At 63.5% G+C, this 24,582-nt stretch carries 18 protein-coding genes and 2 tRNA genes; 10 read left to right on the top strand and 10 right to left on the bottom strand.

Annotation, left to right across the window (positions count from 1 at the left end):
* Nucleotides 1–158: 158 nt before the first annotated feature.
* The 7 genes from llg_RS02620 to llg_RS02590 all read right to left on the bottom strand — a co-directional run bounded on the left by llg_RS02620 (nt 159) and on the right by llg_RS02590 (nt 7,145).
* A complete protein-coding gene (locus llg_RS02620) occupies nt 159–2,234 on the bottom strand; it encodes a TonB-dependent siderophore receptor (protein ID WP_338287993.1) in 2,076 nt (691 codons plus the stop codon).
* 420 nt (nt 2,235–2,654) lie between these two features.
* Nucleotides 2,655–3,122, bottom strand: coding sequence for a hypothetical protein (locus tag llg_RS02615; protein ID WP_338287992.1), 468 nt, complete (start codon nt 3,120–3,122; stop codon nt 2,655–2,657).
* A 311-nt stretch (nt 3,123–3,433) separates the two neighbouring features.
* Nucleotides 3,434–4,276, bottom strand: a complete 843-nt coding sequence (locus tag llg_RS02610) for an ATP-grasp domain-containing protein (protein WP_338287991.1) — start codon at nt 4,274–4,276, stop codon at nt 3,434–3,436.
* Between the two features lie 107 nt (nt 4,277–4,383).
* Nucleotides 4,384–4,458: transfer RNA gene (locus llg_RS02605), tRNA-Glu, on the bottom strand.
* Nucleotides 4,459–4,599: 141 nt separating this feature from the next.
* Nucleotides 4,600–6,105: a hypothetical protein gene (locus llg_RS02600; protein WP_338287990.1), complete on the bottom strand. Its 1,506-nt coding sequence runs from the start codon at nt 6,103–6,105 to the stop codon at nt 4,600–4,602.
* Nucleotides 6,102–6,923: a c-type cytochrome gene (locus llg_RS02595; RefSeq protein WP_338287988.1), complete on the bottom strand. Its 822-nt coding sequence runs from the start codon at nt 6,921–6,923 to the stop codon at nt 6,102–6,104. The genes llg_RS02600 and llg_RS02595 overlap by 4 nt, the downstream gene beginning before the upstream one ends.
* 147 nt (nt 6,924–7,070) lie before the next feature.
* Nucleotides 7,071–7,145, bottom strand: a tRNA-Glu gene (locus llg_RS02590).
* 181 nt (nt 7,146–7,326) lie between these two features.
* On the opposite strand from llg_RS02590, the gene tkt reads away from it, so the two are divergent.
* Complete coding sequence (gene tkt, locus llg_RS02585; protein WP_338287986.1) at nt 7,327–9,303, top strand: transketolase; 1,977 nt, start codon at nt 7,327–7,329, stop codon at nt 9,301–9,303.
* A 95-nt stretch (nt 9,304–9,398) separates the two neighbouring features.
* Here tkt and llg_RS02580 read toward each other — a convergent pair whose 3' ends face one another.
* Nucleotides 9,399–10,703 carry a hypothetical protein gene (locus tag llg_RS02580; protein ID WP_338287985.1) on the bottom strand — a complete coding sequence of 435 codons (1,305 nt, stop codon included), beginning with the start codon at nt 10,701–10,703 and terminating at the stop codon, nt 9,399–9,401.
* A 188-nt stretch (nt 10,704–10,891) separates the two neighbouring features.
* On the opposite strand from llg_RS02580, the gene llg_RS02575 reads away from it, so the two are divergent.
* On the top strand, nt 10,892–11,224 hold the full coding sequence (locus tag llg_RS02575) for a hypothetical protein (protein WP_338287984.1): 333 nt from the start codon (nt 10,892–10,894) through the stop codon (nt 11,222–11,224).
* Between the two features lie 87 nt (nt 11,225–11,311).
* Here the strand turns inward: llg_RS02575 and llg_RS02570 are convergent, their stop codons facing one another.
* Both llg_RS02570 and llg_RS02565 read right to left on the bottom strand, forming a co-directional pair.
* Nucleotides 11,312–12,481, bottom strand: coding sequence for a TlpA disulfide reductase family protein (locus tag llg_RS02570; protein WP_338287983.1), 1,170 nt, complete (start codon nt 12,479–12,481; stop codon nt 11,312–11,314).
* Between the two features lie 178 nt (nt 12,482–12,659).
* Nucleotides 12,660–14,471: an MFS transporter gene (locus llg_RS02565; RefSeq protein WP_338287982.1), complete on the bottom strand. Its 1,812-nt coding sequence runs from the start codon at nt 14,469–14,471 to the stop codon at nt 12,660–12,662.
* A 143-nt stretch (nt 14,472–14,614) separates the two neighbouring features.
* On the opposite strand from llg_RS02565, the gene trpD reads away from it, so the two are divergent.
* The 8 genes from trpD to llg_RS02525 all read left to right on the top strand — a co-directional run bounded on the left by trpD (nt 14,615) and on the right by llg_RS02525 (nt 24,571).
* Nucleotides 14,615–15,658, top strand: a complete 1,044-nt coding sequence (trpD, locus tag llg_RS02560) for an anthranilate phosphoribosyltransferase (RefSeq protein ID WP_338287981.1) — start codon at nt 14,615–14,617, stop codon at nt 15,656–15,658.
* A 119-nt stretch (nt 15,659–15,777) separates the two neighbouring features.
* The gene (locus llg_RS02555; protein ID WP_338287980.1) at nt 15,778–16,086 is read left to right on the top strand and encodes a hypothetical protein; all 309 of its coding nucleotides are present in this window, start codon (nt 15,778–15,780) and stop codon (nt 16,084–16,086) included.
* A 195-nt stretch (nt 16,087–16,281) separates the two neighbouring features.
* Nucleotides 16,282–16,983: a cytochrome c3 family protein gene (locus llg_RS02550; protein WP_338287979.1), complete on the top strand. Its 702-nt coding sequence runs from the start codon at nt 16,282–16,284 to the stop codon at nt 16,981–16,983.
* Nucleotides 16,984–17,014: 31 nt separating this feature from the next.
* Nucleotides 17,015–20,380, top strand: coding sequence for a TAT-variant-translocated molybdopterin oxidoreductase (locus llg_RS02545; protein ID WP_338287978.1), 3,366 nt, complete (start codon nt 17,015–17,017; stop codon nt 20,378–20,380).
* A 40-nt stretch (nt 20,381–20,420) separates the two neighbouring features.
* A complete protein-coding gene (nrfD, locus tag llg_RS02540) occupies nt 20,421–21,902 on the top strand; it encodes an NrfD/PsrC family molybdoenzyme membrane anchor subunit (protein WP_338287977.1) in 1,482 nt (493 codons plus the stop codon).
* 29 nt (nt 21,903–21,931) lie between these two features.
* Nucleotides 21,932–22,489: a DUF3341 domain-containing protein gene (locus tag llg_RS02535; RefSeq protein WP_338287976.1), complete on the top strand. Its 558-nt coding sequence runs from the start codon at nt 21,932–21,934 to the stop codon at nt 22,487–22,489.
* A 48-nt stretch (nt 22,490–22,537) separates the two neighbouring features.
* Nucleotides 22,538–23,224: a cytochrome c gene (locus llg_RS02530; RefSeq protein ID WP_338287975.1), complete on the top strand. Its 687-nt coding sequence runs from the start codon at nt 22,538–22,540 to the stop codon at nt 23,222–23,224.
* A 24-nt stretch (nt 23,225–23,248) separates the two neighbouring features.
* On the top strand, nt 23,249–24,571 hold the full coding sequence (locus tag llg_RS02525; protein WP_338287974.1) for a hypothetical protein: 1,323 nt from the start codon (nt 23,249–23,251) through the stop codon (nt 24,569–24,571).
* Nucleotides 24,572–24,582: the final 11 nt, after the last annotated feature.

Below are 24,582 nucleotides of genomic sequence, written 5' to 3'. Positions count from 1 at the left end.
GCCGGAAAGCGGCTGGAAATGAGAATGAGTCTCATTAGCGCATCAAGCCTTTTTGTTGGAAATGTCGTTTCCACCCGTGGCCGCGTCCCCTCCTTGGGGGAGGGGAAGGGACGCGGCCTTTTGGGCAACCGATGTCCAAAATGGATCCAGAAACCGGATCAGAACTTGAAGTTGGTGCTGATCATGAACGACGCGGGCGCGCCTGGATTGTAGCGCTGGCCGTTGTTGTTGATGCTGGAGATGTACTCGCGGTCCAGCAGGTTGTAGATGTTGGCGCGGACGTTGATGTCCTTGGTGAAGTCATACTGCACCATCGCGTCCACCACCGCGTAGCTCGGCACCTTGATGGTGTTCGCCGCGTTGACGAAAACGGACTCCTGGTAACGGACGCCCGCGCCGACCGTGAAGTTGTAGGGCAGCTTGTAGGTGGTCCAGAGGCTGCCGGAGATCTTCGGCATCAGCGTCAGGTCCTTGCCGTTGTTGGCGGCTCCCTTTTGGTCGAGTTCACCGTGCATGATGGTGGCGTTGGCCAGCACCTGCCATTCCTCGGTGATCTTGCCCGCCACGCCGAAGGTGGCGCCGTTGATCTCCTGGCCGCCGTCCACCGAGTACTCGGTGGTGGGGCCGGAGCTCGGCAGGGCGTAGATGACGTTCTTGTTCTCGGTGTGGAAGACCGCGCCGGTGACGGTGAGGGCGGACTTGAAGAAGTCCCACTTCGCGCCGAGTTCCACATTGGTGGACTCCTGTGGATCGAGGTTGGGGCTGTTCTGGTTGGTGCCTGATTCGCTCAGGGTGAAATTGGCGGTGCCCGGAGGCGTCTGCGAGGTGCCGTAGCCGAGGTAAATGCTGCCTTCCTTCACCGGCTTGTAGGTCAGGGCGATCTTGCCACTGAAGAGCACATCATCCGAGGTCTGGTAAACGAGGCCGTCCGGATTGCTGGCGGAGGTCGCGGAAACAGCCGTGTAGCGGGTCTTGTAGCTGTCGAAACGGCCGCCGCCGCTGAGCTGCCAGTGCTCACCGAACTCGATCGTGTCGAAGAGGTAGGTGCCCACGGTGTCGGTCGAGCCGATCGTGTGGTAGGTGGGATGGCGCTGCGGATTGTAGCCGACAATCGGCTGGTAGGGATTCGGGATCCACGGGTAGGGGAGGCCGGTGGGATTGGTGCCGACCCCGGTGATGGTGGGGCTGTACTGCTCGTCCCAGGTGTATTCGAGACCGCCGACGAGCGAGTGCTTGAGCGGTCCGGTGTCGAATTTCGCGGTGATGCTGGTTTGGTTCGAGAAGATCTTGTTCTCGCGGTCGTTGCCCTGGCGGCTGCGGGTCACGGTGTTCGTGCCGGCATTGTAGCCGAGGCCGCTCACCACCGCGAAACGCTCGGCCTCGCTGTAGCGGGTCTGGTTGCGGATGGTGATGTGATCGTTGAGGTCATGTTCGATCCGGATCGTCCCGGCATCCTGCGTGACGTTGTCGAAGTCGGCGTAGACGTTGCCGTAGTAGGTGTCGCGGGGAACGGGGATCGGATAGCCGTTGCGGGCGGGCAGGCCGTAGTCCGGCAGGTTGTCCTGCTCCGAGTGTTGGTATTGGAGGAACACGCGCGTCGGCGTGTCGAGGCCGAGCACGAAGGACGGGGCCAAGGCCCAACTGTTTTTCTCCACGTAATCGCGGCCTGCCACGCCGCCGGACTGGTAGAGGCCGTTGAGGCGCATGGCGGTGCCGCGGGTCCAGGAGCCTTCATCGCCGAAGGCCAGGCTCTGGTTCACGTCCACCGTGTTGCGGAAGCGGTCGCCGCTGGCATAGGCCACCGATCCGGCGTAGAAGTCCTCCAGCTTCGGAGTCTTGGTGGCCATGTTCACGTAGCCGGAAGCGGTGCCGCGGCCGACGTCCGAGCCTGTCGGCCCGAGGAAGGTTTCCACGGCTTCGAGGTTGTAGGTGTCGCGGGTGCCGAGGCCATCGTCGCGGACGCCATCGACGAAGATGCTGTTGCTGGCGTTGAAGCCGCGCATGGTGAACATGTCGCCCGCGGTGCTGCTGGCACCGCCGCCTTCGCCAGCCTGGATGGAAATGCCCGGCACGTTGCGGAGGACTTCGGTGAGGCTGGTGGCCCCCTGGTCCTCGATCACCTTCTTTGGCACCACGGTCACCGTCTGCGGCACGTCGCGGAGCGGGACGGTGTATTTCTGTGAGGTGACGTTCTCCGGTCGGTAGAGGGACTGGCGGACGGCCTCGACGACCATGTCACCCAGGCTCTGGGGACCTTGGGCCTCCTGGGCGTCCTTTTTCTTCTTCTCGTCTTCCTTCGGCTTGGCGGGGGCATCGGCGGCGATGGCGTGGCCAGCGGCCAGCGGCCAGCAAAGCGGTCAGGGCGATCGTCTCGCGGGCCGAGAGGGGAGTCTTGAGCAGGGCAGGCTTCGATTTCATGAGTGCGGGGAACGCTCGCAAGCGTCTGAAATGAGAATGCGTCTCAATATCAACAAAACAGCAAGCGTGATCCATTCTCAATAATGACGGAAATGTAATGTTGGCTGTAACAGCCAGAAAATGAGCGACCTAATTGCCCTGGTGCTGCTCTGCTGGTCAGTTGGAACGACCGCAGTTGCCTGCTCTGATAGCCCCCCAAACTGCACAAATGGCGGCTTCCGCCCCCCGATTTGACTCTACTGGGACCCGATGCTCTGGGGTGTGGTCGGGAAAAGGCTTCCACGTCCATCGGGCGGGGCTCCAACCGCCGAGGGCAATTCAGGTGGCTCATATTCCGTGGACTGACCCTTGTTGCTGCGGAGCCCGGATTTCCCAAGCCACTGGTCCCGGCTTGGATCCGGCAACGCATCGACCTTGGCCCGTGTGGCGGCATCCGCTTGCTCGTAAAGGCTCCAGAGGCGCAAGACGATCTGGGGCCCTTTGCGACCGGTGATCCGTTTTCCCCACAGGCTGGCAGTGACGAGATCGTTGTCCTCCAGATACCACTCGGCCACTTTCGTGTAGCCTTCGTTGTAGCGGCTGCTGTTCTCCACCCGCGTGAGATAGTCCTCCAGTGCCTTGCTGTCTTCTCCCGTTGCTCCTTCGGCCAAGGCTTTCAATGCTCTCCCGAAGTCCTGGTCATCGTCCAGAGTTTCGAGCCGCATCAGCTCCTTCCGCAACCGTGGAGTTCCTTGCGGTGGGCGTGAATCCACTCGTTGTTTCGGCGGGGGTTCCTGCGAATCGCCCCCGTTCCGATGGGAACGGAGCGTGCCCTTCCGGTCCGCGGATTTCGGATCTTCAGGACGGTCGCATGAGGCGCACAGAAGCAGGATCATGACTGTGCCGCGGCGCATCCACTCTCATCGCTGCCCGATTCCTGGGCTCAAACAAGTCGAATCCTCCGGCGCGTTGGGGCAATTTGGGCCGCTCGTATGCGGTGGGCAATCCCTAGTCGTTGCCAAACCAGTGGCCCAGCTCATCTGGGCGGTTGCCCTGCCTGGTGCTTCCAGGCCGCTGCCAATCGTGCCGGTGTCCATCCCACGACGTCGGAGACCTGGCCGTCACCGATTTCCACGATGCGCTCGACTCCGTCGGAGCGGCGGATGACATCCACGCTGAAAAAGGGGCTGCGAATGCGAGACGCGGCTTCAACGACAATATCTGGGACCGGTTGATTGGGATCGTTCGAGAACGGTATGCCGAGGATCACGAAATACCGGACCTCGGACTCGGGGATAAAATCCTCCACCTCGCGGACGCAAAAACCGCCTTCAATCTCGCCGCGAAACTTGACCATGTCCGCCACCAGCCGTCCGACGCCCTCGGTGGAGCGCAGGATCGAGCCGGAGTCGGTCTTGAGCGACTTCACGTGATCCTTGATGAAATAGGCCTCCCAATCGAGGGCCTTGAGTTCCGAGGCCAAATCCGCATCGGGCGGAAACGTGACCGTTCGTGGGGTGAATTCGGCAATGAAGGGATACCAATTCGGCAGGTGGTGGCAGGCGAGGTAGGTGTCCGCCCCGGTCAAGGGCATGGCTCCGGTGGCGGAGACCGCCTCGCAGAAGGCCCGATAGTCGGCCGCGTTCATCATCCAGCCCCGGTAGACGACGGTTTCGTCGGGTTCCGGCCGCGGGTGGATTCTCCGCTCTCCCATCTGCAGGTATTCGATCGAGACAACGGAGGTCGGGAATCCCGCTTCGCGGAAGGCTTCGATTTGATCGAGAAACGCCTCATCCGGTTTACGGGGCTCGATCACGTCGCTCGGGAAGATGAAGCGGAGCCGATGGGGTTGTGGGGCGGGCATGGGTGATTGCTTCACGGCTACCGGGAGATGCCAACGATGGCGAGAGATCTCGACCGGGAGCGGACCGCGGGTCCCAAAAACAAGAAAGCCACCGGAGATCCGGTGGCTATTCTGTGCCGAGATGGCGACCCGTAAGGGAGTCGAACCCTTCTTGCTAGAATGAAAATCTAGAGTCCTAACCGATAGACGAACGGGTCGTTGGTCGCGGTGCGGGCGGAAGGAAGCATGACGCCCGCATGGCGTTCAAGAGGAAAAACGGAAGCTTTGGGAAAATTTGTAGTCTCTCCGCCGCTGGAAATCAAGCCGCGGAGAGACCTAGGCCGTGGTCCGATTTCCGGTCAGAGGACCTTCGCGGCCTGGTAGTAGACCTTCTTTCCTTCCAGCGGCTGTCCGTCGCGGGACTTGAGCTTGGAAAGATCCAGCTCATGGATCTGTCCGGCGGTCAGCTTCAGCGTGATCGTCAGATCCCGTCCATCCTTGGAAACCATGACGCTGTCCGGATCCACCGTGGCGGGGTCGGTCTTCGGCGAACCGTAGTCCTCGTGATAGGCGTATCCGTAGCGCTGGATCGCGATGGAGGGCGGGGTGCTGTCCAGCGGCTGGCTGAGGTGCAGGGTGAGGGTTTGGCTTTGGGCGGCCTTCCCCTGCTTGCACGACATCACGGTGAACGCGGATGCGATATCCTGCGGAACAATCTTCACCAGACCGCGGTCGCCCGCCCAAGAGAGGTGGGTTTTCCCGACCCAGAGCGTGCCATCCGGAGCGAAGGCGAGGCGATGGTTGCCATTGCCGAGCGAGGTGCCGTCGAACATCGGGACCAGCGCGCCTTGGCGGAAACCGCCGACGTCATCCGGCAGATAGCGGACCATGCGCTTCTGGTTCATCTCGCCGATCAAGACGTTCCCGGCATAGGGGCCCCACGAGGGCGGGATGACCACCGGTTGGGTGGGGGAGTTCGCGAGATCGCCCTGGGGGAAGCGTGCGGATTCCACGGTACGCAGGCTTTCCAGCTTGGCCACCGGGAGCTTCAGCGGATCGCCGTCCTTCCAATCCTTCCGCCACACCAGCGAGGCAGGTTGGCCGTAGAAGCCGCCTCGTTTCACGACATAGAGCGGGGAGGTGCCCCGCCAGTCGCCCTGGTTGTCCGTGATCAGCAGATTGCCGTCCGCATCGAAGCCGATGCCATCGGGCGAGCGGAAACCGCAGGCGAAGGGCTCCATCTGCTTGCCATCCGGGCTGAGGCGCAGCACCCAGCCGCGCCAGGCGACGCGGGAATACATGCGCCCCGCTGATTTCGACTGCTTCTTCCAATCGGGGGAGTTGACCATCTGCTGGCGGTTCAGGGCGCCGATGTCCGACCACGGGCCGCGGACCTCCGGAGCGGTGCCCGCGCCATTCGAGGCCAGATTCAGCGAGATGTAGAGTGAACCGTCCTTCGCCTTCACCGGGCCGAAGGCGAACTCGTGATAGTTCCCCGTCATGCCGAAGCCATCGAAGACCGTCTCGTAATCGTCCGCCGTTCCATCGCCGTCCGTATCGCGGAGACGGGTCAGCTCGGAGCGTTGCATGACCAGCCAGGACGAGGTGGTTTCCGCCAGCACGCCGAGCGGTTCGTGCAGGCCTTCCGCGAAACGGCTCCAGGTTTTCTTCGCGGGATCGAAGATCAGCGCCTCGCCGCGATGGAAGACGGTGGCGACCCGGCCATCCGGCAGCACGTCGACCCCGCCGATCTGCGGGTCCACGCCCTCGGGCAGCGGCATGGGTTCGATCTTGAACGACGGGGCGGCCAGCGCCGCGGCCGCGGTGGCGAGCAGGATGAGGGAGGTGCAGGGGGCGGTTCTCATTTCCAACGGCTGGTCAGGGTGAAGGATTTCGCGTGGTCGGCCGGCACGGTCAGGCCGCCGGTGCTGGATTGGAGGGTGCCTCGGGCGGGCGGGGTAAGGGTCAGCGGCACGGAGGCATCGGTGGTGAACTCGCGTTCGATGCCGCTGCCATCGGACAGGGCGTGGATGGTTTCGGTGTAGCGAACGCCCTCGCGCACGTAGCGGAAGGTCGGGAGGCCATCCTTTACGCTGTAGCCGAGGAATTTCGGTGCGGCTGAGGTCGGCGATTTGCCGGTTCCGATGGCCGCTGTGGTCTCACGGTAGACGACGTTGCCCGTGATCGTCGCTTGGGAGGACCCGTTGCCCTTCCAATACGGGGCGCCATCGATGAAGCCGCCGGTCCACACGTAGCGGAGGCGGCACTCCGCCGCGTCGAAGCAGTAGGAGATCTTTCCCGGCAGGGCCACCGCGATGGCCGCGGGCGAGCTGTCCGGCAGGAAGATCCGCTGGATCTGCGGACCGTCTTTCGGGGGTGGTTCGATGAATTCCCCCTTGGTCGCCTTCTCCTTCTTGCCGGAGGTGGTTTTCAGGATCCAGGCGTGCAGCTCCGTGAGCGTGGGCGTGCCGAGGTGGGCCATCGAGGGCATCTCGATGGCGTCCGGGCGCTTGTGGCCGGGCTTCATGCACCAGGCGAGGAAGCCCTTCTGATCCTTGCCGTAGATGCCGGCGATCTCGATCAGGGACGGGCCGACCAGTTTCTGATCGACCGCGTGGCAGGCGGAGCAGTTGGTCTCAAAGACCTTCTGGGGAGGCTCGGCGGACGCCAGCGGCGCCACCACGAGGAGGGAGTATAAAACAAATGGAGATCGCGGCATTGTTGCAGGCAATACTTCGCCGAATGCTCCGATCCTTCATCGAAAACCACTTTCCGCGTGGCGGGAAAACAAGAAAGCCACCGGAGATCCGGTGGCTATTCTGTGCCGAGATGGCGACCCGTAAGGGAGTCGAACCCTTCTTGCTAGAATGAAAATCTAGAGTCCTAACCGATAGACGAACGGGTCGTTGGTCGCGGTGCGGGCGGAAAGAAGCACGACCTCCGGCCCCCGTTCAAGAGGAAAATGAAGCAATCGTCACAATTTTTGAGGCGGGTGGTTGAGGGCAATTCATACAAGGCATTCCAAACCCGCTTGTCATCCGGTTGCCGGTCCCTACGGTGTCCGCCCTTCCTACCTCCTCATCCGCATGAACACGACCCTGCTCTCCGCAGCCGCCAACCAAGCCCGTGGCCTCGCCATGGACGCCGTCCACGCTTGCTCCTCCGGCCACCTCGGGCTTCCGCTCGGCTGCGCCGAGATCGGCGCCGTGCTGTATTCGGAAACCCTGCGCCACAATCCGGACGCGCCGAAGTGGCTCAACCGCGACCGCTTCATCCTCTCCGCCGGCCACGGTTCGATGTTCCTCTACTCCTGGCTGAACCTCTCCGGCTACGATCTCCCGATCGAGGAGCTGAAGAACTTCCGCCAGCTCGGCTCGCACACCCCGGGTCACCCGGAGTCCTTTGAGACCGTGGGCGTTGAGGCCACCACCGGCCCGCTCGGCCAGGGCATCGCGAACGCCGTGGGCTTCGCCCTTTCCGGCAAGCGCGCCGCCGCCAAGTTCAACACCGCCGACCACGTCATCTTCGACCAGCACATCTTCGCTCTCCACGGTGACGGCTGCCTCCAGGAAGGTGTCGCCAAGGAAGCGATCGCCTTCGCCGCCCACGTCGGCCTCGACAACCTGGTGCTCATCTATGACTCCAACGACGTCACCCTCGACGCGATGGCGGATGTGACCCAGGGCGAGGACGCCGAGCAGTACTTCAAGTCCCAGGGTTGGGACGCCGTGACCATCGATGGCCACGACTTCGCCGCGATCTCCGCGGCCCTTTCCAAGGCCAAGGCCGACGACAACGGCCGCCCGAAGGTGATCATCGCCAAGACCGTGATCGGCAAGGGCATCCCGGAAGTGGCCGGCACCGCCAAGGCCCACGGTGAAGGTGGCGCCAAGTTCATCGACGAAGCCCGCAAGGGCCTCGGCCTCCCGGCGGACCAGCACTTCTTCGTCTCCGACGAAGTTCGCGCGTTCTTCGCCGAGAAGAAGGAAGCCGGCAAGCAGGCCTACGCCGCCTGGGAAGCCACCTACGAAGCCTGGACCGCCGCCAACCCGGCGCTGGCCGCCGAGCTGACCGAGAGCGTGGCCCTCGCGATCCCGTCCGACCTTTCCGCGAAGATCCCGGCCTTCCCGGCCGACTACAAGGACGCCACCCGCTCCGCCGGTGCCAACGTGATCAACGCCGTGGCCAAGGCCGTGCCGAACTTCACCACCGGCAGCGCCGACCTTTACGGCTCCACCAAGAACTACATCAAGGACGGCGGCGACTTCTCCGCCACCAACCCGCTCGGCCGCAACATCTGGTACGGCATCCGCGAGCACGCCATGGGCGCGATCTGCAACGGCATCGCCTACGACGGCATCTTCCGCACCAGCGGCGCGACCTTCCTGGTCTTCGCCGACTACCTGCGCCCGTCGATCCGCCTCGCCGCGCTGTCCAAGCTGCCCGTCACCTACATCTTCACCCACGACTCCGTGGGCGTGGGTGAGGACGGCCCGACCCACCAGCCGGTGGAAACCGTCAGCGGCCTGCGCGTGATCCCGGGTCTCGACGTCGTCCGCCCGGGCGATGCCGAGGAAACCGCCGGTGCATTCATTGCCGCGATGAACCGCACGGACGGCCCGACCGCCCTGATCCTGACCCGCCAGGCGATCCCGCTCATGAACGAGCTGTCCGTGGACGAGCGCCGTGACGGCGTGATCCGTGGTGGCTACATCGTGAAGAAGGAAACCGGCGCGCTGACCACCATCCTCCTCGCCTCCGGTTCCGAGCTGCAATACGCCGTGGCCGCCGCCGCGGAGCTGGGTGATGGCGTCCGCGTCGTCTCGCTGCCCTGCTTCGAGCGCTTCGACCGCCAGAGCGACGAGTACCGCGAGAGCGTCCTGCCGAAGGCCGTGACCAAGCGCGTGGCCATCGAGGCCGGCGTTTCCGGCCTGTGGTGGAAGTACGTGGGCCTCGAAGGCAAGGTGGTTGGCATCGACCGCTTCGGCATCAGCGCCCCGGGCAACACCGTCTTCAAGGAGCTCGGCATCACCACCGCCTCGGTGGTCGCCGCCGCCAAGTAAGCGCCCGGTTCCGATAGATCGTTTCGAAAAACGGCCCGCCTTCACCGGCGGGCCGTTTTATTTTCCGTTGGAAAAAATTCTAGCTAAAATAGGGATCAGGCGGAGCCGTCCGGTGCGGGCTCCAAAGTGTGTTGCAGGGACTCCAGAAGAGTATTGTACCGTGTCGACGACCGTGTTGGGTCGAAGAGGTCGCGAAGCGTTCTGGCGAGGTGGACAAGGCTTTCCCGGATCTGCGTGGATTCTAGCGGGGGGTAGTCTGCGAGAATGGCCCCCACCTTGCTCAGTAATTCGATTTGTTCTTCTTCGGAGCCAGGGGCTTCGCTGAGGAATGCCTGTAAATTGACCGTGGCCAGGGAGAAAAGCATGTAGGCACCGCCGCCGTGGTCGTTCTCCACTTGAGTGACCGCGTCATGGAAGGCGGTCGTATTCGTGTCCCCTGTATCCGTCATCAGGAGGAAGACGAGTACGGGAGCCCTCTGCATCAGGCTGAAGCTCTCCTGCAGCATCAGAGAGGGCGTCGGTGCTCGCTCGACCGAATCGAAGGAGTCGGAAGCCTGATCGAGCCGTGCATGGAGATCTGCCTCCTCGGAGACGGTGAAGGATGGTACATAGGTCCATTCGCCGAGGTTTTCCGTCCGATCCCCCATGGCTTCGCAGAATTTGCTCATGGCGATCGGCAGTCCGTCGAACAATGGGTATTCGTTTCCGGTCAGTGCCGGGTTGTCATATACGAGAACCGCGGGAATGTCGGATTCCACGAGTGTCGGAGAGCCGCCGACCATGGCAGCGCGGCATTCCTGCCCGTCCGACCTGGGGACGTACTCCTGGTTCGCGATGGTGGCATCCCCATACCGGGCCATCCGGGCGGCAAGGCTGTCGTGGAATTCTTCGGGCGACGAGTCGAGGTTCGTGATCTTGATGTTGACCAGGTTTCCGATAGGAAGCGTGATTTCGGGCTCATCGCTCTCGGCTAGAAGTGTGGCGAGGGCTCGGTAGTCGTGGTCCCATCCGGCCGCGAACAAGCGGGCTGGATCTCCATCCAGAAAGGGCTCGCCGTCGATGTGCACGATGGCTCCAGCTTGGCGGCCTATTTCGGCGAGTTTCGCGGCAGCGTCCCAGTCCACGCGACCCGCCGCCATGGGGAGGGTCAGGGAAAAACCATCTTCGTCCGGTCGTATAGTGATTCCCCGGATGCCGCCTTTGGGGTGCAGCCAGTAGAACTCGTCTCCATCCGGTTCGGAATCGTCCTCCTCTTCAGGGGCTAAGGGAATGCTTGATGCACCGTAGTAGAGCAGACAAAGCGTGGTTAGGCTGGAGAGTGGTGATGGGAAAAGCGCGAGGTTTCTTCGCCATTTCAGTCGGTCGAACGAAGCCCCCTTGAGAGAGATGGTCACAGACATGTCTCCAGAGTGCTACAAGGGGGGCTTGGCCTCTGGCAAGGTGGAAGGGGGGCGGCCGTTGCTTGGCTCCGCTGATCCTCGGAATGGGGTTTTCGGTCGTAGGAAGAAATTTCAATCCCGCGCGACTTCCGGTGGCTTGCGGTGTATATTTACAAATGGGCATTTAAACATCCGCCCCATCGCAAACCATGAAACACCAATCGATTCTGGTCGCGGCCGTCGCCGCGCTCGTCCTCGGAACCCAGGCCGTTCGTGCCGAAGGCGAGGAGAAGAAGGAAAAGGACCACGGCAAGGGCGGCGCCGCCGGCCTGCTGGAGAAGTTCGACACCAACAAGGACGGCGAGCTGTCCAAGGAGGAGATCGCCGGCATCCCGGAAAAGCGCAGCAAGCACCTGCTGGAGAAGTACGACACCAACAAGGATGGTGCTCTCTCCAAGGATGAGCTCGCCGCCATCAAGGAAGAGAAGCACGAGAAGAAGGAAGGCGACAAAAAGGAAGAGAAGCCGGCTGAGAAGAAGTGAACCGGTGCGGCCTTGCCGCTGTCAGGAAATGAAAAAGGCCGGGCGGAAGCCCGGCCTTTTTCGGTGGTTGGGTTTGAGAGGGGGGGCTCAGAGTTTCAGCAGGCGCTTGATCTCGGTTTCGAGCTTTTCGCCGCGGGCGTTGGTGGTCACCACGATGCCGTTCTGGTCGAGGAGGAACATGGCCGGGATGCCGGAGATGGCGTATTTGCGGGCGATCTCGTTTTCCCAGTGCTTGCCGTCGAAATACTGCGGCCAGGGCATGTTCTTGGCCTTGGCGAAGTCGATGAGCTTCTGCTTGTCCTCGGCCTTGTCGAGGGAGATGCCGATGACCTCGAAGCCCTTGTCGTGGTAGGTGTCGTAGGCCTTCTTGACGTTCGGCAGCTCGGCGATGCAGGGGCCGCACCAGGTGGCCCAGAAGTCGACCAGCACGACCTTGCCGCGGAGCTTGGCGAGATCGACCTCGCGGCCGTCCACGGCGGTGAATTTCAGGTCCATCGGCTCGCTCTGGACGGCGGCGACGCGGAGCTCGGCCTCGGCGCGGGTTTTGACGGCCTCGTTCGGGCTTTTGGCGAGCGGTTCCCAGAAGCCCCTGGCGTCCGGGGTGCCCTTCTTGCCGCTCTTCTGGAAGAGCTGCATGTAGAGGCCGAGCGCGGCCTTGCCCTTCGGGAACCGCGTGGCGAGGTCGGCGGCGGCTTCCCCGACGGCGGCATCGGTGAAGGAGCCGTCCTTGCGGCCCGCCATCATTTTCTTCGAGAGGTCGAGGCTGGCGAGCTTCTCCTTCACCTCCCACGGCGCGTCATCGGCGGCGCGGAGGGCGGCCTCGTAGGTGGCGAGCTTCTTGTCCCAGGCGGCTTTCGCCTCCTCGTCGATCACCAGGAAGTCCTTGTAATCGGTGCCCTTGGCGTCTTCGAAGCCGGGCTTGATGTCCTTGATGAAGGACGGCTGGATCATGATGAGGTGGAGGACGGCTTCCCAGCGGAGCGGGTCCTTGGGGTTCTCCTCGTAGAACTTCACCGAGCTGTCGCGCACGGCAAGTTCCTCCTGGGCGCGGATCTTGGTGAGCTCGGTCTTGGTCTTGCCCTCGAAGTATTCTTTCGGCTGGGGGCCGAGCAGGAGGTGGTGCTTGTCGATCTCGGCGAGTCCGGCCTTGGCGGCGTCGGAGGCGGGGACCGAGGTGATTTCGGTCATGGTGGAGCGCTGGGCGTGGGACGCCAGCGGGGCCAGCCCGAGGGCGGCGAGGAGCAGGAGCTTTTTCATGACAAACGGAACGTGTTGACCTGCCAACGTAGGTCGGGGTTCCGGGGAATCGAGGCGCGAGTCGGGGAATTCGTGTGTAACCGGGTTGTACAGTTTCGGGGGCTGGAAACGAAAAAACGCGGGATGGCGAACCATCCCGCGTTTGGAGGGGAGAAGGGCTTTGCGGCCTGTTTCCGGATCAGGCCTTTTTCTTGCCTTCGAAGTGCTCCTCGATTTCCTCAAGGGTCTTGCCCTTGGTTTCCGGGAGGAAGAAGGCGGCGGTGATGAAGTAGATCACGGTGCAGCCGGCCCAGAAGAAGAACATGGCGGAGTAGCCATACTTGCCGACGGTCGGGAGGAAGACGGCGGCGATGGTGGTCGAGACCGTCTGGTTCACGAGCAGGGCGATCGACATGCCGTTCGAGCGGATGCGGGTCGGCATCAGTTCGGAAAGGGCGAGCCAGACGCAGACGCCCGGGCCGGAGGCGAAGGAGGCGATGAACAGGATGAAGCAGCCGGCGACGATCCAACCGGTGGACTGGTTCGGCACGGCACCGTATTTCACGCCGATGATTTCAAGCGGCTGGCCTTCGGCCTTGGTCATGTCGGCGAAGGGGTTGACGTGCAGCTTGCGGAAGAACGCGCCGATGACGCTGTCCTTGAGGTCGTCCGCCTTGGGGGGCGCGATGTCGACGACTGCCGGGGCGTGCGAGCCGGTGAGGGCGCGGACGTATTTGACGTTGGTGTAGGGGCCGTATTTGTAGGAAACCACGACCTGGGTGCCGTTCGGGGCGGAGGCGGGTGGCACGGCGGAATCCAGCACCGGTTTGGTTTCCGGGGCGTTGAGGTCGAGGTGGAAGCTCTGGGCTTCCTTGTTCACGGCGGTCGTGAGCTTGTCGGCGATGTTGACGCTCTTCGATTCGATACCGCGGAAGGTGAGGGCGGCGGCGGCGAGGGCGACGATGATGCCGGCGGTGCCCATCTTGAGCAGGAAGGTGCGGCCCTTCTTGTCGACCAGGGCCACGGCGACGATGGTCATCGCGCAGTTGACGATGGTGAGCAGGACGTTGCCCTGGTTGCCGATGCTGCCGGTGAGGCCGGCCTGTTGGAAAATGTTCACCGCGTAGGCGAGCACCGAGTTGATGCCGGTGGCCTGGGTGCAGGCGAGGGTGATCAGGGCGAGCCCGAAAGGCAGGATGTACTTCCGCTGGAAGAGGCTGTCGCCGGAGGTATTGCCGGCGCTCTTGGCGGCCGCGGCGGCATCGGTGTGCTCCATTTCTTCAAGCACGACGCGGGCGCCTTCCGGGCCGCTGGAGCGGGCGAGGGCGGTGAGGGCGGCGTCCTTGCGGCCCTTGCGGAACAGCCAGCGCGGGGACTCGGAGACGAAGAACGCGCCGACGAAGAAAGCGATGCCGGGCAGGATGGAGACCCAGAAGATCTGGCGCCAGGCGCTGTCCTTGGCGGCGAACACGACGGCGGGATCGATGCCGACGGTTTCCTCAAGCTTGCCGACCTGGCTGGCGAAGTAGAGGCCGATGAGGGCGGAAGCGACGAGGCCGACGGTTAGCAGGAGTTGGAACATGCCGGTGCCCTTGCCGCGGGAGTTCGCGCCGAGGCACTCGGCGAGGTAGAGCGGGACGACCACGCCGATGAGGCCGCCGCTGATGCCCTGGAGCAGGCGGCCGGCGATGAGGACGTTGATGCCGTGGGAGAGGGTGATGATCGGAATGCTGGCAACGAACAGCGCGGCGCTGACGATCATGATGGTCTTGCGGCCGAAGATGTCCGCGAGGAGACCGGCGAAGAGCGAGGAAAGCACGCTGCCGAGCAGAACGGCGGCGACCACGGTGGAAAGCTGGCCCGGCGTGTAACCGGAGGTGGCCTCGAGGTAGGGCAGGGCACCGGCGATGATGCCGACATCGATTCCGTAGAGGAGCCCGCCAAGTCCGGCGATGAGAAGTAGGAAGCGGCTGTAGAACGTAGTGGTGCCGGGAGGCGCTGAAGTAGTCATGGAGTCTTAAGGTTCGCTCGCGATGCTACGGGTAGAAAAAGGCGCGACAATCCAGAAATTGCTGGCGGTTTCCCCAACCGGAGGGGGTCATTTCCACGACCGGGCTTTCCATTTTGGCCGGGATGTGCATAAAATCGAGGTTCATGGACGCGTTGATCCATCATTTGGAACACAAGGAGGAGCTGTCCCCCCAGGAGGTGGAGGTCGCGGCGGGATTGCTGTTGGACACCACGGTGGCGGACGAGAAGAAGGCCCGGATGCTGGAGGCTCTGTCCCGCAAGGGTGAGACGGCGGCGGAGATCGCGGGGTTCGTGGAGGCGTTCCTGGTCCACGCGGTGGATCCGCACGTGGGCCTGCTGGATCTGCCCGGGCCGACGATCGACGTGTGCGGCACCGGTGGCGACAAGCTGAACCTGTTCAATGTCTCGACCACGGCGATGTTCGTGGTGGCGGCGGCGGGCGGGGTGGTGCTGAAGCACGGCAACCGCGGGATCACCTCGAAAAGCGGTGGAGCGGACGTGCTGGAGGAGCTGGGCATCCGGATCGATCTTCCAGCGGAGGGCTTCCGCCAATGTATCGAGGAGGCGGGCGTGGGATTCCTGTTCGCGCCGATGTATCATCCCGCATTCAAGGCGGTGGTCGGGGTTCGCAAGATGCTCGCTGAGAAAGGGATACGGACGATTTTCAATATCATCGGGCCGCTGCTGAACCCGGCGCGGCCGCAGTGCCAGCTCACCGGCGTGTTCCAGCGGGAATGGTGTCCGGTGTTCGCGGAGATCCTGCAGCGGCTGGGGCGCGAGAGCGCCTGGGTGGTGCACGGGACGACCGGAGACGGGCGGTCCGTCGACGAGATGAGCCTCATGGGCTCCACCCGGATCTGCAAGGCGGGCTCCTATCAGGACCAGAACGACGAGGAAGTCCGGCCGCGGGATTTTGGCATGGTCCACGCCGAGGTCGAGGACCTGCAGGGTGGCGACGCCAAGGTCAACGCGGCGATTCTCAAGGCGATCCTGGGCGGTAAGGAAAAGGGGCCGAAGCTCGACATGGTGCTGCTGAACGCCGGTGCGGCGATTTCCTGCTGCGGCCTGGCGGACGACATCGGGGCGGGCATCGAGATTGCCCGCGATGTGATCGCCAACGGCGCGGCCTACGAGCGCCTGCGCCTGCTGCAGAAGGTCGCCCAGTGATCGGCGGTTGCAGGTTGCTTCGGGAGAAATGACAGTTCGCGCGGGTTCAAGGTCGGACCCGCGCGAAGATATCGGGAAGCCGGTTGACCGCATGGCGTGTCTCCCGCAGGCTCCCGCCCATGCCGGAATCCCAGCTCCAGACGCTTGTCATCCTCGCGGCCGCGGTGGCCATCCTGCTGCTGCTTTGCCTTCTCGCGCTGCTGCGGATCTCGTGGCGGCTGGCCCGGCTGCAAAAGGCCTGGAGTGGGCAGGGGGAGGGCGGAAAGGCGGACGAAAAATCGAGTTCCGACGGAGCCGTCGAGCTTTCCGGGGCGTTCGGTAAATTCATTTCGGAGCGCCCGGAGCTGGTGGTGGCTCCGAAGAGCGAGCAATTCGCCGCTTACCGGAAGTGGCGCAAGGAACAGGGTCTCAACTGGGAAGGCCGTTAGAGCCCGCCAATCTAGCCGAATTTTTGTAACCGCAAGAGGAAATGCGGCGTGATTTTCCTGTTTTTGGCATTGCCACAAAATCTTTCGGCTGCATGCTCGCCGCCGCTCCGCGGCATCTACCGTGGCCAACCTGAATCCGGCTTGTGAAAATTTTCACAAGCGATCCGCCGACCCCTTTCACTGACCCGCGCTCCCATGGCTAACTTCTTCCCTCGCTGGACGAACCTGCTCCCCTTCAAGATCGCGTTCTGCGTCCTGAGCCTTGGCGCGGGTGTCGGTCTCGCGTTCACGTATTACGCGACGCCGAAGACTCTCAACGTGGGCTACCAGCCGTCGCAGCCGATTCCGTTCTCCCACAAGATCCACGTCGACCAACTCGGCCTCGACTGCCGCTACTGTCACTCCTTCGTGGACGTTTCCGGCACCTCGAACGTGCCGACGGGCAATACCTGCTGGAATTGCCACCAGCACGTGCAGAAGGACAGCCCGAAGCTCGCCCCGCTGCACCGCGAGATGGACGCCAGCTACCCGGGCTACGACGGCAAGCCGATCCAGTGGGTGCGGATCCACAAGACCCCGGACTACGCGTATTTCAACCACTCCGCCCACGTGAACCGCGGCATTTCCTGCCAGAGCTGCCACGGCCGGATCGATCAGATGGAGGTCGTCTATCAGGCGGAGAACCACTCGATGGGCTGGTGCCTCGAGTGCCACCGTGCGCCGGAGAAGAACCTCCGCCCGTTGGAAGAAGTCTTCAATCTCAAGTATGACGCCCACCAGGCCGTTGAAAAATACGGCAAGGAATTGGGTGTGAAGACCACCGAGGAGCTTGGCCTCAAGCTCAAGGAGCAGTGGCAGGTCAAACCGAAGACCTCCTGCGCCACCTGCCACCATTGATTTCCACTCCCAAGCTTTTCCGAACGCCGACATGAGCAAGCGCATCTGGCAACATCCCGAAGTCCCCGCAGGAGAAACGACCGTCTCCTGGCGCAGCGTGGAGCAACTCGAGGATACCCCGTCTTTCCGCCAATGGCTGACCCGCGAATTCCCGCGCGGAGCCGCGGAAATGTCCGGTGAGGGCGACATGGAGACGTCCCGCCGTTCCTTCCTGAAGCTGATGGGCGCGTCCACCGCGCTGGCGGGTTTCGGCATGGCGGCCTGCCGTCGTCCGGAAAGCTACATCGTTCCCTACGCCCAGGCTCCCGAGTGGATCATTCCGGGCAAGGCTCTTTATTATGCGTCCGCGATGCCGCGCAGCGGCGGTGCGACCCCGCTGGTGGTGACCACCTTCGAAGGCCGCCCGACCAAGGTCGCGCCGAACAGCCTCCATCCGGACGGCGACGGCACCGACGCCTTTGCGCAGGCTTCCATTCTCGATCTCTACTCGCCGTCCCGCTCGCGTTTCTTCGCGAAGAACGCGCAGAAGGCGTCCAAGGCTGACTTCGAAGCCGCTCTGGCCGGTCTGGCCAAGGACAAGTCGGCGAAGATCGGTTTCGTGTTCGGCACGGACGAGTCCCCGACCCGCAACGCGCTGGCCAAGAAGCTGGCAGCCAAGTTCTCCGCCGCGAAGTTCTACAGCTACGAGGCCCTGTCCGCCGACGCCGGAATCGGCGCAGGCGTGACGCTGGTGCCGGACTTCTCGAAGGCCGACCGCATCGTGTCGCTCGACCACGACTTCGTGGGCGTCGACCAGTCGTTCCCGACCGCCGTTTTCTCCCACCGTCGCAAGCCGGAAGGCAACGACTACAAGGGCAAGCCGGACGTCTCGAAGATGAACCGCCTCTACATGGTGGAAGGCGTTTACTCGCTCACCGGCGGCATGGCGGATCACCGCCTCCGCGTGGCTCCGAGCCAGGTCGCCGCGGTGGCCTCGCAGCTTGCTGCCACCCTCGGTGCGCCGGGTTCCGCCGGGTCGCTGCCCGCCGGCAAGATGCTGGACTGGGTGATCGCGCTCGCCGCGGACCTCAAGGAGAACGCCGGCAAGTCGGTGGTGCTCGCCGGTCCGCGCCAGCCCGCCGTGGTGCACCAGCTCGCGCTGGCGATCAACCAGGCGCTCGGCAACATCGGCGCGGGCAAGCCGCTCCAGGCCTATCAGGGCGAAGTGGCCGGCGCCGGCACGCTCGCCGGCCTCAAGAAGGACCTCGATGGCGGTGCTGTCGACACCGTGATTTTCCTCACCCCGTCGAATCCGGTGTATGACGCCCCGGCCGACCTCGACTTCGCCACCTCGCTGGCCAAGGCGAAGACCTCGATTCACCTCGGCACCCGCACGGATGCCACGGCGCACGCCGCCACCTGGCACGTGCCGGCCGCCCACTACCTCGAGCAGTGGTCGGACGCCCGCAGCGCCAGCGGTGTCTATACGGTTGTCCAGCCGATGATCCTGCCGCTCTATCCGGACTGCGTGTCCGAGCTGGAGCTGCTGCTCGCGCTGCTCGACGACAACGGCAAGCTGATCAACGGCGAAGGCGTGGCCGAAAAGGGCAAGGCGGCTCCGCCGTCCCCGGCCTACGATGCCGTCCGCGCCACCTTCACCGGTCTGGCCGACGATTCCGAAGCGGCTTGGAAGAAGCTGCTCCGCGACGGTTTCCTCGCCGGTTCGAAGTACGCCACCGCGACCCCGAAGGCGGGTTCCACGAGCGTGACCGCGGTTGCCACGCCGACCGCGGGTGCCCTCGAAGTGGTGTTCGCCACCGACTCCTCCGTTTACGACGGCCGCTGGATCGACAACGGCTGGCTCCAGGAAGTGCCCGATCCGGTCACCAAGCTCGCTTGGGACAACGCGGCGCTCATTTCGCCGAAGACCGCGAAGGAACTCGGCATCTACGACGAGATCATCCAGCTCGAAACCGAGCGCGCCTCGGTCCATCCGGACGGTGAGAGCGGCAACCGCCGCGCCCCGCTGATCGAGGTGACCGTGAACGGCAAGAAGGCCGAATTCCCGGTGCTGGTCGCCTTCGGCCAGGCCGAGAACGTGATCGTGCTGCCGGTTGGCTACGGCCAGGGCTTCGACAAGGATGACGAGCTGAAGCGCGACACGGCCAAGGCTGGTCACGTCGGCCTCGTCGGCGTGAACCGCGGTTTCGATTCCTACGCGCTGCGCACCTCCACCACCCCGTATTTCGCCAGCGGTGCCACCGTCGCCAAGACCGGCAACCGTTACTCCCTCGCCGTCGGCCAGGAGCACGCCGCCATGTATGGCCGCGCGATCGCCCGTGAGATCTCGACGATGAAGGACGAGGAGAAGGGTTCCTTCGAAGACCAGCTCGCCGGTGTCGCCAAGCAGGGCAACGACGCCCACGCGCCGCCGAACGTCTCGCTCTACAAGCAGGAAGGTTCCAGCACCTGGCACCCGGACACGGCGAACAAGGATCCGAAGAAGAACTTCTCCAACACCCTGCTCAGCGACGAGCTGCACCAGTGGGGCATGGCGATCGACCTTTCCTCCTGCTCGGGCTGCAACGCCTGCGTGATCGCCTGCCAGGCCGAGAACAACATCCCGATCGTCGGCAAGGAGCAGCTCGCCAAGGGCCGCGAGATGCACTGGATCCGCATGGACCGCTACTTCGCGATCGACAAGGAGAACGACTTCGACCCGGACAGCCCGGAACTCGTTCCGCAGCCGGTCGCCTGCGTGCAGTGCGAAGCCGCCCCGTGCGAAACCGTCTGCCCGGTGAATGCCACCGTCCACACCGAGGACGGCCTCAACGCGATGGCCTACAACCGCTGCATCGGCACCCGCTACTGCGCGAACAACTGCCCGTACAAGGCGCGCCGCTTCAACTACTTCGACTACAACAAGCGCAACCCGCTGATCGCGCACAACCTCTACCGCGGTCCGCTCGGTGAGAAGACCGTTGGCGAGGCCCCGCACCTCCAGCGCAACCCGAACGTCACCGTCCGCATGCGCGGCGTGATGGAGAAGTGCACCTACTGCGTGCAGCGCCTGAAGGACGCGAAGATCCGCCAGAAGGCCGGCCAGAAGGTCGAGACCCTCGCCGCGGGCAAGCCGTCGGTGGACGTGGAGGTGAAGACCTCGACGCTCCGCATCCCGGTGGATTCGGTGAAGGTCGCCTGCCAGGACGCCTGCGCGTCCGGTGCGATCACCTTCGGCAACCTCCGCGACGGCGACAAGTCGGCGATGGTCCGGGCCAAGGGCATCGAGCGCAACTACGACCTGCTCAACTACATCGGCACCCGCCCGCGCACGAGCTACCTCGCCCGCGTCAAGAACCCGAATCCGAAGATGCCGGACGCCAAATTCGTCGGCAAGGCCACCATCCACATGGCCTGATCTCCGCCCGCTCCATCTCCCACCTTTCACGACTTAAACCATGGCCCACGCCACCACCCACGCCCCGGAGACCCGCCAGGGACCGAAGATCCCGGTGCTCGAGCGCGAGAAGCTCATCCTGAACGGCCGATCCTACCACTGGATCACCGACCGGATCTGCAGCGTCGTCGAGAACAAGCAGCCCGCCATCTGGTGGTTGCTCTTCATCCCGTCCGCGCTCATCGCGCTGATCGGCGTCGTCGGCGGCCTGTCGATCCTCGTTTCGACCGGTGTCGGCGTGTGGGGCATGACCAACACGGTGTTCTGGGGTTGGGACATCACCAACTTCGTGTTCTGGATCGGTATCGGCCACGCCGGCACGCTGATCTCGGCGATTTTGTTCCTGACGCGCCAGAACTGGCGAACCTCGATCAACCGCGCGGCGGAGGCCATGACGATCTTCGCGGTGTGTTGCGCCGGTATTTTCCCGGCGTTCCACGTCGGTCGCGTGTGGTTCGCGTGGTTCCTGGCCCCGGTGCCGAACGCCAACGCCATCTGGCAGAACTTCAAGTCGCCGCTGTTGTGGGACGTGTTCGCGGTTTCGACCTACTTCACGATCTCGCTGATCTTCTGGTACCTCGGCATGGTGCCGGACCTCGCCACCATCCGTGACCGGTGCAAGCCGGGCCTGCGCAAGCTGCTCTACGGGATCTTCTCGATGGGCTGGCGCGGTGGCAACCGCCAGTGGAGCCACTACGAAATGGCCTATCTCCTGCTGGCCGCCCTTTCGACCCCGCTCGTTCTTTCCGTGCACTCCGTCGTGTCCTTCGACTTCGCCACCTCGGTCGTCCCCGGCTGGCACACCACGATCTTCCCGCCCTACTTCGTCGCGGGCGCCATCTTCGGTGGCTTCGCGATGGTGCTGACCATCATGATCCCGGCCCGTTACATCTACGGCCTCCAGGACATGATCACGATGAAGCACATCGACAACATGGCGAAGATCATCCTGATGACCGGCACGATCGTCGGCTACGCCTACCTGATGGAGCTCTTCGTCGCCTTCTACTCCGGCGCGATGTACGAGGCCGCGGCGTTCAAGTACCGCCTGACCGGTCCGTATTGGTGGGCCTACGTGGCGATGATGTCCTGCAACGTGCTGTCGCCGCAGATCTTCTGGTTCAAGTGGTGCCGCGAGAACCTCTGGGTCGTCATGGCCGTCTGCATGTGCGTGAACGTCGGCATGTGGTTCGAGCGCTTCGTGATCATCTGCACCACCCTGGCGCGCATGTTCCTGCCGGGTGACTGGGCCTACTACACCGCCAGCCCGGTGGAAATCATGCTCTTTGTCGGCACGATCGGCATGTTCCTCGCCCTCTTCCTCCTGTTCCTGCGCTTCCTGCCCTGCATCAACATCGCGGAAGTGAAGTGGACCTTGCTGGAATCCGACCCGCACTTCGACGATCACCACGATCACCCGGACCACGGCGTGAAGCGCGAAGCCGCCTACCAGCACGAGCTGAAAGCCGCCAACAAGGCCTGAACGCGAATCCCCGACCTCTTTAGCATAAAGTGAGCACGACCCGCAAACGCGTCTACGGCTATCTCGCCGAGTTCAAGAGCGCCTCCTCCCTGTATAAAGCAGCGGAAAAGGTGCGCGACGCCGGCTTCCGGAAATGGGATTGCTACTCCCCGTATCCGATCCACGGCCTCGACAAGGCGATGGGCCTGAAGCGCTCGATCCTTCCCTGGTTCGTGTTCTTCGGCGGCATCACCGGCACCTGCACCGCCTTCACCCTGGCCTACACCACGCAGGTCGTCCTGTATCCGACGGTGGTGCAGGCGAAGCCCGCCAACGTCTTCACGGTGCCGGCGTTCTTCCCGATCATGTTCGAGCTGACGATCCTGTTCTCGGGCTTCACCGTGTTGTTCGGCCTGCTGGCGCTGATGAAGCTGCCGCGCCTGAACCACCCGCTCTTCGCGAGCCGCCAGTTCCACCGCGCCACCGATGACGGCTTCTTCATCGCCGTGGAGGCGCGCGACGCCAAGTTCAGCCCCGAGGGCACCCGTTCCTTCCTCGAAGGCATCGGCGGTTCGAGCATCGAACTTGTCGAAGAAGAGGAATCCTGATCCCGACCGCCTCTCAGCTCCTTTCCAGCCCTCCAGCTCCTTCCCAGCATGCGCTACTTCTTCCTAGCCTACGCGATCATCGCGCTTCTCGTCGTCGGGATCTTCGGATTCCGCGGTCAGAAGTTCTCCAGCCCTCCGATCCGGATCTTCCCGGACATGAAGGAGCAGGACAAGCTCCGCCCGCAGAAGCCGGACGCGTTCTTCGCGGATGGCCAGGGTGCCCGCAAGCCGGTGAGCGGCACGCAGCCGCGCGGCTTCAACGAGGACGGCGTGAAGGAGATCGGCGGCATCGCCGAGCCCGAGTTCGGCGGCCAGACGGGCTACTACTACACCGGCCACGTCGGTGATTTCTACGGCACCGGCATGCCCGAGGAGTTGACGCTCACCGAGACCAATGCCGCCGCCTTCCTGCGCCGCGGCGAGGAACGCTTCCAGATCTACTGCATGCCGTGCCACGGCAAGTCCGGCGACGGCCAGGGCATCACCGGCCAGTACGGTGTGCCGGGCATCGCGAACCTGCACATGCTCAAGGCCGCCACCTACCCGGATGGCCAGATGTTCGAGGTGATCTCGAAGGGCAAGGGCAACATGGGTTCCTACGCCGCCAACGTTCCGATCCGCGACCGCTGGGCGATCATTGCCTACGTCCGCGCCCTGCAAACCGCCAAGGAAGCCCCCTACGAGGCTGTCAAACCCGCTTTCGATGCCGCCAAGGCCGCCGGCCAGGTGAAGTAACGTAACGATTCTCCCACGACTGAAATGTCCGACCACCACGTCACTTCCGCCGACATCCCCGTCAACGGCGAGCACCTCGATCCCGCGAAGGTTTCGAAGCTCAAGACCATCTGCCTCGCCATCATGGCGCTCGGCACGCTGGCCAGCTACATCGTCCTCTTCTTCGGGGACAAGCCTGCCCTCCAGAAGATCGCAGGCAGCTACTCCTACTCTTGGGTGTTCGCGGTCTTCTTCTTCTTTACCCTCGCCATCGGCGGTTGCTTCTGGACCCTGCTCCACAATGTGACCAACTCCGGCTGGGGCACGTCGGTCCGCCGTATTTTCGAGAACCTGGGTTCGACCCTGCCGTGGTTGCTGATCTTCGCGCTGCCGTTGGCGCTGCCGCAGGTGCAGCATTACCTCTTCGAGTGGATGAACACCCATCGCGCCGCCACCGGTGACGTGAAGGAGTATCTCCATCACCACGACCACCTGCTCTACAACAAGATGTTCTACATGAACATCCCGTTCTGGTACGGCCGCTTCTTCTTCTACTTCGTCGGTCTCGGTGCGGTGATCATCGGCATGCGCAAGCTGTCCACCGACCAGGACAAGGACGACTCCCCGGGCACCTGGCGCCTGTTCAAGGCCCGCTTTCACTCCACCTACACCTTCATCATCTTCGCCATCACCATCACCTTCGCCGGCTTCGACTGGCTGATGGGCCAGGATTACACGTGGTTCTCCACGATGTGGGGTGTCTACCTCTTTGCCGGTTCCGCTCTGAACTCGATGGCGGTGATCATCCTCACGGCGGTGTGGCTGAAGAACAATGGCTACCTCAAGCACGTCGTGCACGAGGAGCACTTCCACGTGAAGGGCAAGCTGCTGTTCGCCTTCACGATCTTCTGGGCCTACGTCTCCTTCTCCCAGTTCTTCCTGATCTGGTATGCGAACGTGACGGAAGAAACGAAGTACTTCCTGATCCGCAACACCGGCGGCTGGAACACCGGCATGGTCTGCCTGGTCTTCGGCCACTTCGTGATCCCATTCGTCGCCCTGCTCCAGTCCCGCTGGAAGCGCAACTGGAATGCCCTCGCCTGGATTGCGATCTACACGCTGGTGATGCACGTGCTCGATCATTACCTGATCACGATTCCGGAGCGCGGCATCTCGCTCGGCAACATCGATCCGGCGGTGTTCGGCAAGATCCAGCCGACGATCCCCAATGCCTGGGTGGGTGACATCATCGCCTTCGTCACCGTCGGCGCCGGTTTCCTGTTCTTCTTCCTCCGCGCCATGGGCCAGCACGCGCTCTACCCGCACCGCGACCCGCGCATCCTCGAGTCCGCGAACATCTCGAACTGATCCCGCGAACG

The organism is Luteolibacter sp. LG18 (assembly GCF_036322585.1).
Lineage (GTDB): Bacteria > Verrucomicrobiota > Verrucomicrobiia > Verrucomicrobiales > Akkermansiaceae > Luteolibacter.
The sequence above is the reverse complement of the archived record's forward strand: the minus strand, read 5'-3'. Positions and strand labels throughout refer to the sequence as shown.

Coding starts and splice junctions, on each gene's coding strand:
- llg_RS02620 (WP_338287993.1), bottom strand. CDS start 2,234: ATGGTCGTCGAGGCCGTCCGCCAGTCCCTCTACCGACCGGAGAACGTC.
- llg_RS02615 (WP_338287992.1), bottom strand. CDS start 3,122: ATGCGGCTCGAAACTCTGGACGATGACCAGGACTTCGGGAGAGCATTG.
- llg_RS02600 (WP_338287990.1), bottom strand. CDS start 6,105: ATGAGAACCGCCCCCTGCACCTCCCTCATCCTGCTCGCCACCGCGGCC.
- tkt (WP_338287986.1), top strand. CDS start 7,327: ATGAACACGACCCTGCTCTCCGCAGCCGCCAACCAAGCCCGTGGCCTC.
- llg_RS02580 (WP_338287985.1), bottom strand. CDS start 10,703: ATGTCTGTGACCATCTCTCTCAAGGGGGCTTCGTTCGACCGACTGAAA.
- llg_RS02575 (WP_338287984.1), top strand. CDS start 10,892: ATGAAACACCAATCGATTCTGGTCGCGGCCGTCGCCGCGCTCGTCCTC.
- llg_RS02570 (WP_338287983.1), bottom strand. CDS start 12,481: ATGAAAAAGCTCCTGCTCCTCGCCGCCCTCGGGCTGGCCCCGCTGGCG.
- llg_RS02565 (WP_338287982.1), bottom strand. CDS start 14,471: ATGACTACTTCAGCGCCTCCCGGCACCACTACGTTCTACAGCCGCTTC.
- trpD (WP_338287981.1), top strand. CDS start 14,615: ATGGACGCGTTGATCCATCATTTGGAACACAAGGAGGAGCTGTCCCCC.
- llg_RS02555 (WP_338287980.1), top strand. CDS start 15,778: ATGCCGGAATCCCAGCTCCAGACGCTTGTCATCCTCGCGGCCGCGGTG.
- llg_RS02550 (WP_338287979.1), top strand. CDS start 16,282: ATGGCTAACTTCTTCCCTCGCTGGACGAACCTGCTCCCCTTCAAGATC.
- llg_RS02545 (WP_338287978.1), top strand. CDS start 17,015: ATGAGCAAGCGCATCTGGCAACATCCCGAAGTCCCCGCAGGAGAAACG.
- nrfD (WP_338287977.1), top strand. CDS start 20,421: ATGGCCCACGCCACCACCCACGCCCCGGAGACCCGCCAGGGACCGAAG.
- llg_RS02530 (WP_338287975.1), top strand. CDS start 22,538: ATGCGCTACTTCTTCCTAGCCTACGCGATCATCGCGCTTCTCGTCGTC.
- llg_RS02525 (WP_338287974.1), top strand. CDS start 23,249: ATGTCCGACCACCACGTCACTTCCGCCGACATCCCCGTCAACGGCGAG.